At 57.9% G+C, this 11,231-nt stretch carries 9 protein-coding genes; 3 read left to right on the top strand and 6 right to left on the bottom strand.

What is annotated here, in order from left to right:
* Nucleotides 1-55: 55 nt before the first annotated feature.
* Entirely contained in the window at nt 56-529 is a 474-nt protein-coding gene (gene greB / locus G6041_RS19805; protein ID WP_004385524.1) for a transcription elongation factor GreB, read from the bottom strand.
* A gap of 341 nt (nt 530-870) precedes the next feature.
* Between greB and ompR the strand changes: the two genes are divergently transcribed.
* A complete protein-coding gene (gene ompR / locus G6041_RS19800; protein WP_004385525.1) occupies nt 871-1,590 on the top strand; it encodes an osmolarity response regulator transcription factor OmpR in 720 nt (239 codons plus the stop codon).
* Complete coding sequence (envZ, locus tag G6041_RS19795; protein WP_004385526.1) at nt 1,587-2,933, top strand: two-component system sensor histidine kinase EnvZ; 1,347 nt, start codon at nt 1,587-1,589, stop codon at nt 2,931-2,933. Before ompR ends, envZ begins: the two co-directional genes overlap by 4 nt.
* A gap of 60 nt (nt 2,934-2,993) precedes the next feature.
* Here envZ and pckA read toward each other — a convergent pair whose 3' ends face one another.
* Nucleotides 2,994-4,613: a phosphoenolpyruvate carboxykinase (ATP) gene (gene pckA, locus G6041_RS19790; protein ID WP_012126385.1), complete on the bottom strand. Its 1,620-nt coding sequence runs from the start codon at nt 4,611-4,613 to the stop codon at nt 2,994-2,996.
* Nucleotides 4,614-5,041: 428 nt separating this feature from the next.
* Here pckA and G6041_RS19785 point away from each other — a divergent pair, with 428 nt between their 5' ends.
* Entirely contained in the window at nt 5,042-6,730 is a 1,689-nt protein-coding gene (locus tag G6041_RS19785; protein ID WP_041460671.1) for a DUF4153 domain-containing protein, read from the top strand.
* A 48-nt stretch (nt 6,731-6,778) separates the two neighbouring features.
* Here G6041_RS19785 and hslO read toward each other — a convergent pair whose 3' ends face one another.
* The 4 genes from hslO to G6041_RS19765 all read right to left on the bottom strand — a co-directional run bounded on the left by hslO (nt 6,779) and on the right by G6041_RS19765 (nt 10,963).
* The gene (gene hslO, locus G6041_RS19780) at nt 6,779-7,657 is read right to left on the bottom strand and encodes an Hsp33 family molecular chaperone HslO (protein WP_007778775.1); all 879 of its coding nucleotides are present in this window, start codon (nt 7,655-7,657) and stop codon (nt 6,779-6,781) included.
* Nucleotides 7,658-7,680: 23 nt separating this feature from the next.
* Nucleotides 7,681-8,082 (bottom strand): ribosome-associated heat shock protein Hsp15, encoded by a 402-nt coding sequence (gene hslR / locus G6041_RS19775; protein ID WP_004385531.1) that lies wholly within the window; start codon nt 8,080-8,082, stop codon nt 7,681-7,683.
* Nucleotides 8,082-8,762, bottom strand: coding sequence for a GMP/IMP nucleotidase (gene yrfG / locus G6041_RS19770; RefSeq protein WP_004385532.1), 681 nt, complete (start codon nt 8,760-8,762; stop codon nt 8,082-8,084). The genes hslR and yrfG overlap by 1 nt, the downstream gene beginning before the upstream one ends.
* A 62-nt stretch (nt 8,763-8,824) precedes the next feature.
* Nucleotides 8,825-10,963, bottom strand: a complete 2,139-nt coding sequence (locus G6041_RS19765) for an intracellular growth attenuator family protein (protein ID WP_007871608.1) — start codon at nt 10,961-10,963, stop codon at nt 8,825-8,827.
* Nucleotides 10,964-11,231 lie beyond the last annotated feature (268 nt).

Genomic DNA, 11,231 nt, shown 5'->3' with positions numbered 1-11,231 from the left:
AAAATGCCAGCCGTAGCCGCGCCCGCGGCGGGTTTCGGAGCTATCCGCAAAGGGCTTACTTCACATACTCAATGGCGTTCACATACCAGGTGGCTTCGCCGCCCGGCGTCTGGACGGTCGCCACGTCGCCTTCCTCTTTTTTGAGCAGCGCGCGGGCCATAGGGGAGTCGATGGAGATGTAATCTTTGCGCCCGAAAATCTCGTCATAGCCGACGATACGAAAACGCTTCACGTCGCCGTCGTCATTTTCCACCTCAACCCAGGCGCCGAAAAAGACTTTGCCTTCCTGCTGCGGCGAGTAATCGACGATTTTCAGGTTCTCAAGGCATTTGGTGAGATAGCGCACGCGGCGGTCGATTTCGCGCAGGCGCTTTTTGTTGTACTGGTAATCGGCGTTTTCACTGCGATCGCCAAGACTTGCCGCCCAGGTCACTTTTTTGGTGACTTCGGGCCGCTCCTCGCGCCACAGATAATCGAGCTCTTTTTTCAGTTTTTCGTAGCCTTCGCGGGTTATTAACGGCGTTTTCATCGGCTGGCCTTCGCTGAGAATTTTAACGTCCGTACCTTAGCGGGCGCGGTAGCGAATGTGAAGCGCCTGGCGCGCGAAAACGCGCTTGTCCCATATGCCAGAAACAACCCGGCCAGCATACGAAACGCGCCAGTTCGTTTATGATGAAAGCTGAGGTTGGCAGCGTCGTCATATCGCCCCCTGGGGATACGTCGGTTTTGTGATGAAAAGTGAAGATAAGCTGCTGTTAAATATGCTTTGTAACAATTTCGACTACAATATATACCAGATTTAACTCACCGGCTGACGCACACTTTTTTAGAATGGCGTTACAACTGTTTGAGCCTTTGGGAGTAAACACAATGCAGGAAAATTACAAGATTCTGGTGGTGGATGACGATATGCGCCTGCGCGCGCTGCTTGAGCGTTACCTCACCGAGCAGGGCTTCCAGGTGCGCAGCGTGGCAAACGCCGAACAGATGGACCGCCTGCTGACCCGCGAGTCCTTCCACCTGATGGTGCTTGATCTGATGCTTCCTGGTGAAGACGGGCTTTCTATCTGCCGCCGTCTGCGCAGCCAGAGCAACCCGATGCCTATCATCATGGTCACCGCGAAAGGCGAAGAGGTCGATCGTATCGTGGGGCTGGAGATTGGTGCCGACGACTATATTCCTAAACCGTTCAACCCGCGTGAGCTGCTGGCCCGCATCCGCGCGGTTCTGCGCCGTCAGGCCAACGAACTGCCGGGCGCGCCGTCGCAGGAAGAAGCGATTATCGCCTTCGGGAAATTCAAGCTCAATCTGGGAACGCGCGAGATGTTCCGCGAAGATGAGCCGATGCCGCTCACCAGCGGTGAATTCGCCGTCCTGAAAGCGCTGGTCAGCCACCCGCGCGAGCCGCTGTCGCGCGATAAGCTGATGAACCTGGCGCGCGGGCGTGAATACTCCGCGATGGAACGCTCCATCGACGTGCAGATCTCCCGTCTGCGCCGCATGGTGGAAGAAGATCCGGCGCATCCGCGCTATATCCAGACCGTCTGGGGCCTGGGCTACGTCTTTGTGCCGGACGGCGCTAAAGCATGAGGAAGCTGCGCTTCTCGCCTCGCAGTTCTTTTGCCCGCACGCTGCTTCTTATCGTCACCCTGCTGTTCGCAAGCCTGGTGACGACATACCTGGTGGTGCTTAACTTCGCCATCCTGCCGAGCCTCCAGCAGTTTAACAAAGTCCTGGCCTACGAAGTGCGTATGCTGATGACCGATAAACTGCAGCTGGAGGACGGGACGCAGCTGGTGGTGCCGCCGGCGTTTCGTCGGGAGATCTACCGCGAGCTGGGGATTTCGCTTTACGCCAACGAGGCGGCGGAAGAGGCGGGTTTGCGCTGGGCGCAGCATTATGAGTTCTTAAGCCAGCAGATGGCACAGCAGCTTGGCGGCCCGACGGAAGTGCGTGTCGAGGTCAATAAAAGCTCGCCGGTGGTGTGGCTGAAAACCTGGCTGTCGCCCAACATCTGGGTGCGCGTGCCGCTCACCGAAATCCATCAGGGCGATTTCTCCCCGCTGTTTCGCTATACGCTCGCGATCATGCTGCTGGCGATTGGCGGCGCCTGGCTGTTTATCCGCATTCAGAACCGGCCGTTGGTGGAGCTGGAGCACGCCGCGCTGCAGGTCGGTAAAGGCATTATTCCGCCGCCGCTGCGCGAATATGGCGCTTCCGAAGTGCGTTCGGTGACGCGCGCGTTTAACCATATGGCGGCAGGCGTGAAGCAACTGGCGGACGACCGCACGCTGCTGATGGCGGGCGTCAGTCACGATTTACGCACGCCGCTGACGCGAATTCGCCTCGCCACCGAAATGATGAGCGAAGGCGACGGCTATCTGGCGGAATCTATCAATAAAGATATCGAAGAGTGCAACGACATCATCGAGCAGTTTATTGACTACCTGCGCACCGGGCAGGAGATGCCGCTGGAAACCGCCGATCTTAACGCGGTGCTGGGCGAGGTGATCGCCTCGGAAAGCGGCTATGAGCGTGAGATAGAAACAGCGCTGCAAAGCGGCGAGATCCCGCTGCGCATTCATCCGCTCTCCATCAAGCGCGCCGTGGCGAATATGGTGGTCAACGCCGCGCGCTACGGTAACGGCTGGATCAAAGTGAGTAGCGGCACGGAACTTAACCGCGCCTGGTTTCAGGTGGAAGATGACGGGCCGGGCATTGAGCCTGCCCAGCTCAAACACCTGCTGCAGCCGTTTGTGCGCGGCGACAGCGCCCGTAGCACCAGCGGCACCGGGCTGGGGCTCGCGATTGTGCAGCGTATTATCGACAATCACCATGGCCTGCTGGATATCGGCAAGAGCGAGCGCGGTGGGTTACGCATTCGCGCCTGGCTGCCGGTGCCGGTAGGCACGACGGTAGTTAAAAACAGCTAGTTTTCTGTTCACGCCATCAAAAAACGGCTCCTTTACGGAGCCGTTTTTACATTTAACCCGTTAGCGCTGTGGGCCTGCGCTCACCAGCGCGGCACCGGCAGGCGTGTCGGTGTATTTCTCAAAGTTGCTGATAAAGAGCTGCGCCAGCTGCTGCGCTTTCTCCTGCCACTGTTCCGGCGAGGCGTAGGTATTGCGTGGGTCGAGAATGCGTTCATCGACGCCCGGCAGGCTGGTCGGAATCGCCAGATTAAACAGCGGCAGCGTAAAGGTTTCCGCGTCGTCCAGCGAACCATTGAGGATGGCGTCGATAATCGCGCGGGTATCCTTAATGGAGATGCGTTTGCCGGTGCCGTTCCAGCCGGTATTGACCAGATACGCCTGCGCGCCCGCCGCCTGCATACGTTTTACCAGCACTTCAGAGTACTGCGTCGGGTGAAGCATCAGGAACGCCGCGCCGAAACAGGCCGAGAAGGTCGGCGTCGGCTCGGTCACGCCGCGCTCGGTGCCCGCCAGTTTCGCCGTAAAGCCGGAGAGAAAGTGATACTGCGTCTGGCTGGCCGTCAGGCGCGATACCGGCGGCAGAACGCCGAACGCATCGGCGGTCAGGAAGATAACTTTCGTCGCGTGGCCCGCTTTCGACACCGGCTTCACGATGTTGTCGATGTGGTAAATCGGGTAGGAGACGCGGGTGTTTTCGGTTTTCGAGGCATCGTCAAAATCGATGCTGCCGTCGTCACGCACGGTGACGTTTTCCAGCAACGCGTCGCGGCGAATGGCATGATAGATATCCGGTTCGGCTTCTTCAGAGAGGCGAATGGTTTTGGCATAGCAGCCGCCTTCGAAGTTAAACACGCCGTCATCGTCCCAGCCGTGCTCGTCATCGCCGATAAGGCGGCGTTTCGGATCGGTTGAAAGCGTCGTTTTGCCGGTGCCGGAGAGGCCAAAGAATACCGCTACATCGCCTTTTTCACCGACGTTCGCCGAGCAGTGCATCGAGGCGATGCCTTTCAGCGGCAGCAGGTAGTTCATAATCGAGAACATGCCTTTTTTCATCTCGCCGCCATACCAGGTGCCGCCAATCAGCTGCATCCGTTCGGTCAGGTTAAAGGCTACAAAGTTCTCGGAATTCAGCCCCTGCGCCTGCCAGTCCGGGTTCGTGCACTTCGCGCCGTTCATCACGATGAAATCCGGCTCGAAGCCTTCCAGTTCATCGTCGGACGGGCGAATAAACATGTTTTTAACGAAATGCGCCTGCCAGGCCACTTCAGTAATAAAACGCACCGACAGACGGCTGTCCGGGTTAGCGCCGCAAAAGGCGTCAATGATGAAAAGACGTTTACCGGAGAGCTGCTGCGTCACCAGGCCTTTCAGATGCTGCCAGGTTTCTGGCGTCAGCGGTTTGTTGTCGTTTTTGCCTTTGCCGTTATCGGACCACCACAGCGTATCGCGCGTGGTGTCGTCGCGAACGATGTATTTATCCTTCGGCGAACGGCCGGTAAAAATGCCCGTGTCGACGGCGACCGCACCCAGATCCGTCAGTACCCCGCGCTCGTAACCCTCAAGCGACGGGTCGAGCTCTTCGCGATAAAGGGTGTCGTAATCGGGGTTATAAACCACCTCCTGGATGTCGTTAATACCGTAAGCCTTGAGATCCTGCGGGGTTATGCCTGTAACTCGCATTTCACTGCTCCTTAGCCAATTTATACTATCTGAAAGTGTAGGGTCATTCCGGGGACGTTAACCGCGACAGGCTTCATAGATTTACGTTACTAATGGGTTGCCAGGCGCGCCATAGTGGAAAATTCTGTGAGACCGGTCACGACGGGTCTCAGAGTATGGCAACATTTTATCTGTGTACGCGTTAATTGTTCCGAATATGTTATAAAAGCCACCCGTTAAACCCGCACTTTGTGACTGTAAGCGCTTTCCTGAAGAAAATTATCTTTTCTGTGAAAACCAAAACCGGCGGGGGATCGCACAGGATAAACAGACTTTTGCGAATACGCGTCCGGCTCTGGCTGGCGAAACGCCTCTTTTCCCACTTCACGCTCACTTCACGCAAAGGCGTTATCTTCACCGCGTGAATGCATTTTTAAAGGATTATGGTCATGTCTGAACTTCATCCCCTGGCGCCCGCGACGCGCTGGGGCATCGTGATAATTGCCGCGCTCTGCGGCCTGCTGATGTTTTTAACCGGTCCGCACAGCCTGATAGCGATGAGCCAGGGATCGGCGCTGGTGCTGCACTCGCTGGCCATCACACTCTGCGCGAGTGTGGCGCTGGCGGCGACTCGCCTGCGCGCGCTGCGTTTCTGGTGGATGACGGGCGCGCTGCTGGTGCTGGTAGGCGTGATGTCGGGCTGGATGCGCTGGTCTGTTTCGGGCGTTGATGAGCTGGACGCGGGTGAAATGATCGCCACCTGGTATTTCCACCTGGCGGCCACGCTCTTTATGGCGCTCCCCTGGCTGCAGCGTGACAGTACGTCCGGCGCGCCTGTTTCACGCCGCCTGGCGCTGTGGAATAACGGCGTCGCGCTGCTGATGGCGCTGGCGCTCGCCGGTGTGTTCTGGGGCGTGCTGCTGCTGTGGGCGAAACTCTTTAACGCGGTGGATATCCGCTTCTTTGACATTCTGTTTTTCGACACGCCGCTCTTTGTTTATGTCATGGCGACGGTTTCCGGCGCGGTATGCTTGCTGCTGTGCCGCAGCCAGACGCGCATCACCGAGGCGCTGATGCGTTTTCTGACGCTGGCGGCATCCGGCCTGCTGACGCTCGCCGCGCTTATCGCGCTGCTGTTTCTCGCGACGCTGCCGTTTGTTGGCCTGAGCGGCCTTGCGGCGCGCACCTCCTGTAACGCGCTGCTGAATACGCTGGCGCTGGTCTTGCTCGCGCTTTCCGGGCTGGCCTGCGCGCCGTCGCCGCATAAAGCGCTGCGTCTGCTGAACAGCACCGGCGTTGTCGTCACACCGCTTTTCTCGGCGCTCGCCGGGTGGTCGCTGTGGCTGCGCGTACAGCAATATGGCTGGACGCCGTGGCGCGTTTACGCGGCGCTTATCACGGCGACGGTGCTGTGCTGGGCGGTGTGCGCCACGCTGCAGGCGATTAGCCGTATGAAGGGCAATGAACCGGCAGGCGATCGCGGCGGCCGTGTTGTCATGCTCTTCTCGCTCGCACTGCTGGTTTTAAGCCATACGCCAGTGCTCGACCCGTGGCGCATCAGCGTGGAGAGCCAGATGGCGCGTTATGAGAGCGGGGCGCAAAAGGCCGACCTGATGAGCCTCTATATGCTGCAACACGCCGGACGCCGCGGCCAGGCGGCACTGAATGAACTTCGCCATAACCCGGCTTTTATGGCCGATAAAGAGAATCGTCAGGCGCTGCGCGATCTGCTGGACAGCGACTCGACGGTGGCCGATGACGACCTGCGCGACGCCATTACGCTTGCCGCAGGGGCGCAGGCACCTGCAGAGAGCTGGTGGCAGTGGGTCAGCAAAGAAGACACCTACAGCGTGCGCGGCTGTTTATATGAGAAGGGCAGTTGCGTTGTGGCGGCGCTCGATTTGAACCATGACGGGCAAAATGAAGTGCTGCTGTGCAGTAGCGACACGCGAAGCTGTAGCGTCACGATGCGCGAGAACGGCCAGTGGCGGCAGGCGGGCTGGAGCCAGGAGATTCCCGGCAGTCTGACGCGCGAAAAATTCGACAAGGCGCTGCGCGAAAATCAGATCAAAGGAAAAGAGAAAACCTGGCAGGATGTGGAAATTGGCGGGGTGAGGATCCCGATAAACTATCAGTAAGCGTAAAAAAAGCGCTTCCCGCCAGGCGGCGGGAAGCGTCAGCAGACTTTAGTGTACCTGCGGATCGGCCGGGGAGGCGTTTTTACGGATCCCGGCGATATCCATCGCGTCGAACACATAGTGGGTGCCGCAGTAGTCGCAGTGCATATCCACTTCGCCGTCTTCTTCCAGAATCTGCGCGACTTCTTCATCCGGCAGCGTGCGCAGCGCATCGGCGCATCGCTCGCGCGAGCAGGTGCATTTGAACTCCACCGCCTGCGGATCGTAAACGGTCACTTCTTCTTCGTGGTAGAGACGCCACAGCACATCGTTGGCAGGCAGCGTGAACAGCTCGTCCGCCTTGATGGTTTCGGTCAGCGTCGCCAGATGGTTGAAATCATCCGTCTGGGCGTCCTGCGCCGGCAGGACCTGCAACAGCATGCCGCCAGCGGCAGGCTGGCCCTGCGCTTCACCGGTACGGATAAACAGGCGGGTCGGCAGCTGTTCGGAGCGCATGAAGTAATCTTCCAGGCACGCGGCCAGCGTATCGCCTTCCAGACCGACGACACCCTGATAACGCTCGCCTTCTTCCGGCGTAATGGTAATGACCAGATAGCCGTTGCCCACCAGCGTTTTCAGGTCGGCATCCGCCGGAACATCGCCCTGCACGCGCGCGACGCCGCGCATCTGCTGGCGGTTGTTGCCGTTAATCACGGCAAGCGTCATCGGGCCGTCGCCCTGCAACTGAACGGTGATATCTCCCGCGAATTTCAGCGTCGCGGTCAGCAGGCTGGTGGCGACCAGCAGCTCGCCGAGCAGGGTTTTAACCGGCATCGGGTAGTCATGGTTTTCAAGGATCTGTTTCCAGGTTTCTGAAACCGTCACCAGTTCGCCGCGCACGGCATAATTTTCAAAAAGATAGCGGTGTAGTTGGTCGTGTTGAGCCATTATTCTCTCTCCTGGCGTGACGGTTATTCGCTGTCGCCAAATTTAAATTTGATCAGATCGCGGCGCTCTTTTTTATCCGGGCGGCGATCCGGATGCGGCATGGAAAGGGCGTTGAGTTTACGCGCCAGCGCGAGTTTTTCGCGCTTTTCGATACTTTCTGCCGTCTCTTCGTACAGCAGTACCGCCTCGCTTGCCGGTCGTCGCTGATCGGTAATGCCTTTTACCACCAGCGTGCGTTCATCGTTTCCCTGGCGCAGCGTTAATACCGCGTTCGGTTCGATAATTTTACTCGGTCTGGTCCGTTGCCCGTTGTAGTGCACCTTGCCGCCTTCGATCATCTCGCGGGCCAGCGTGCGGGTTTTATAGAAGCGCGCCGCCCAGAGCCATTTGTCCAGGCGAACCCCTTCGGTGGATTTCTCTTTCATCACGACTCCTCGGTTTGCAGCGAGGGGATCAGACGCCGGTAATCGCCAAGCGCCGGGTGGCGCTGATAGCTTTTATCCGCAACGCCTGAATCGGGATTGGTGACGCCAAGGCAGTAGCGAATACCAAACCGCGCGGCGGCATCGAGAATCGGCTCGCTGTCGTCGATAAACAGCGTGCGCGACTTATCAAGGCCGGTGTGCCGGGCAACGGCCTGCCATAACCGCTGATCCTCTTTTGGATAACCAAATGTGTGGGTGGAAAGTAATAAATCAAGGTGCTGAGCAAGCCCGGTATGCTCAAGCTTGACCGCCAGATTATGCGGATGCGCGTTGGTCAGCAAAATACGTCGCTTGCCGCAGGCTTTCAGCGCGTCGAGAAACGGCACGGTATCTTCACGTATCAACGCGCGCGGCCCTTGCTCGGTCGTCATGGCGCAGATATCGAGCCCCAGGCGCTCGCTCCAGTAATCCAGACAGTACCAGTTTAGCGTATGCTGCACGGCGTGATATTCGGCGCGGATATGATTGTGGGCGTCATCCAGCGAGATGCCGCGCTGCTGGCTTAGCGTTTCGGGCACCAGCTTCTGCCAGAAGAAGGTGTCGAACGCCAGATCCAGCAGCGTGCCATCCATATCCAGCAGAACGGTATCAACGTCCTGCCAGGCGATATCAATAGTCATGGGAACTCCCGCCTGAGGAAAAAGGGGCGACAGGTTACCATAAACCTGTCGCCGCCGGATTATCAGAACAGGGGGCGAATATCCGCGGAAGGGACCAGTTGCGGGTTGAAGCAGTTTTCGTAGTAGCGCTGAATTTCTTCGATACGGGTGCGGCTGCGCTGCCAGCGGCGCAGCGCGACGACGCCGTTATACAGCGCACAGATGAGCATCACCAGCATCAGGAGTGTGGTGCCGAAATAGCGCCACAGCCCGGCGCTGTCAGGGATACTGCTGAGCGTCACATGCTGGGTGCCGTTGGCGTCGGTGCGCAGGCTGGTAACGACGCCTTCCGCATGGAATGGCGTCTGCATCAGCATACCCGCCAGCCGCTGGAACTCTTTCCACTGCTCCTGCGGCGGCAAATCATACAGCGACGTCGGCGGCAGTGGCTGGTTCACCATATCTTTGCCTTCATCGCTGATAATCATAAAGCCGCCCGGTGGCGGGCTGTTGAGCGACTGCGCGGCGCGGCTGGTTTCACGTACGAAGAACGGCGCGGTGGAAGCAATCACCAGATTATCGAGCGATTCAGCGCTGACCGGGCGCAGCAGGACGTTAATGCCGTCGAGCTTGCCTTCGCTGGCGCGTTTCACGAGCGACGGCCAGTCTTTGGTGTTGCCAAGGTTCACCAGCGCGTTTTTCAGCCTGACGCACTCTTCTTCGCCGGTACACAGCGCTTCGGTTTTCAGCACGATCTCCGCGAAATCATCGAGCAGCACCATGCCCGATTTCTGAATCGCCGACGCCAGCTGCGGGTTGATTTTGGTGTCGCCTTCCTGCGGATGCAGCTGGCGGTTTACTGCTTCTGCCAGCGCCGTAGCTTTGGTCACCGTGTCGGATTCCGGCAGAGGCAACGGGCTTGCGTTATTCCAGAGAATTTGCGAGCAGTCGAACGGCATAAACGGGTAATTCTGGCGGGTGGTATAGCGCCCCGGCAGATGAATATTACACATGCCTGTGCCGTTAATCCGCAGCGTATCACCAACGCGCAGGCCAGCTTCTTCAAGCTTCGCCACGCTGGTCGCTTCGACCGTTTGTGCGCCTTTAAGCCAGGAGATAGTCAGCTTAAACGGCATATCGAGCGGCACCCAGATAGTCAGCAGCAGCAATACCAGCAGCGCGCCTGCGCCGATCACTGCGCTGCGCAGCCAGTGCTGAAGCGGGAAATGTTTTACTTCGTCATGCAGCGACAGAAAACGGCCCTGGCGCACCACATGCCTGTCCATATAGATATCGATATCCGTTTTCTGGCCTAAATCATGCGCGATAAACGGCTGCCAGTGCGGCGGATAGATCAGGTCGATAATGCCGAGCGAAATATTATTAAGCTGTTCCTGGTTGGTTTCGCCAAACAGCCCCCAGCGTTTAGGCGTGCCGCGCAAACAATGGATTTCGCGCAGCGCTGTTTTCGCCGGCGGCGCATACAGCCCCCACAGGCCCGCGCCCAGCAGCAAAATGGCGCCGCCAGCCAGCCAGGGCAGCATCATCGGCGGCGTGACGAGGCAGAAGAAAAAGAGCACAAACGCGGCGCAGATCAGCAGCGCCTCGCGCAGTCCATCCGGACGCCCGAGCGCATGCTCCTCCTGCGTCTCCTGTCGGATATTCAGCAGCTCAATCTGTTCGCTCTCTTCGCCGCGAATGGACGCCAGGCCAGATGCCGGGCCTTCCAGCACGTAGCCGCGCGCTTCATGCACATGTTCCTGAATAGAATGGCCATTCAGAGAGATAACCAGCGGCAGCGTCGCGGTGCGGATAAGCTCGACGCTATTATCATCAGTGATGTATTGCTCGCAGAAGGGCGGCAGATGCACTTCTACCGAGTCCAGATAGTAACGCCATTTGTTCGGATCGTCAGACGAGAGGCCGTAGCGGGTAATAGCCCGACGGATGCAATAGACGGTGCTGCTTTGCGGCGTCAGCGTTAACCGGACTGGCGGCTTAATGGCGCCGGTCGGCGTCGGCGAATCCTGAAAACGCGAGAGCGTTTCCAGATAGCTTTCGATGGCGCTACGCTCTTCACTGCTGAGTTTACGGGTAGTGGCACCAGCAAAAACCTGGGCGGGTAAACGAGGATGACGGGGGCGAATTTTGCGCTTTATCCACCAGCCTGCAATGACGATGCAGGCCAGCATAGCAGCGACTAAAATCAACAAGGTGCTCATGCTTTCCCCATCAAATCACGGTACTCGATGCAAATGTAAACAAGTATTGCCTATGCAACATTAAGGCAGAACAATGAACAAAAATCGACAGGTATGGAGTCAATTTGAGTGAAATTATTTGAAGCATACCAGCGGTAAATCAATGTTAGCAAAGCGGGAAGCGTGGAAATATCAGCAAATTCTTATTTTAAATTCAACCTCTTGACATAAATGGGTATTTAGGTTTTACGTGCGCGTGAAGTTGCAGGAATGTAAATAAAAAACGATT

Origin of the sequence: Cronobacter sp. HA18003, from assembly GCF_011605905.1 — a bacterium.
GTDB classification, from domain to species: domain Bacteria; phylum Pseudomonadota; class Gammaproteobacteria; order Enterobacterales; family Enterobacteriaceae; genus Cronobacter; species Cronobacter sakazakii.
Note: the sequence above shows the minus strand (reverse complement) of the source record. Positions and strands in the feature narration are given on the sequence as shown.

Excerpts from the sequence above, each read along its gene's own strand:
- greB (WP_004385524.1), bottom strand. The coding sequence starts at position 529 with ATGAAAACGCCGTTAATAACCCGCGAAGGCTACGAAAAACTGAAAAAA.
- ompR (WP_004385525.1), top strand. The coding sequence starts at position 871 with ATGCAGGAAAATTACAAGATTCTGGTGGTGGATGACGATATGCGCCTG.
- envZ (WP_004385526.1), top strand. The coding sequence starts at position 1,587 with ATGAGGAAGCTGCGCTTCTCGCCTCGCAGTTCTTTTGCCCGCACGCTG.
- pckA (WP_012126385.1), bottom strand. The coding sequence starts at position 4,613 with ATGCGAGTTACAGGCATAACCCCGCAGGATCTCAAGGCTTACGGTATT.
- G6041_RS19785 (WP_041460671.1), top strand. The coding sequence starts at position 5,042 with ATGTCTGAACTTCATCCCCTGGCGCCCGCGACGCGCTGGGGCATCGTG.
- hslO (WP_007778775.1), bottom strand. The coding sequence starts at position 7,657 with ATGGCTCAACACGACCAACTACACCGCTATCTTTTTGAAAATTATGCC.
- hslR (WP_004385531.1), bottom strand. The coding sequence starts at position 8,082 with ATGAAAGAGAAATCCACCGAAGGGGTTCGCCTGGACAAATGGCTCTGG.
- yrfG (WP_004385532.1), bottom strand. The coding sequence starts at position 8,762 with ATGACTATTGATATCGCCTGGCAGGACGTTGATACCGTTCTGCTGGAT.
- G6041_RS19765 (WP_007871608.1), bottom strand. The coding sequence starts at position 10,963 with ATGAGCACCTTGTTGATTTTAGTCGCTGCTATGCTGGCCTGCATCGTC.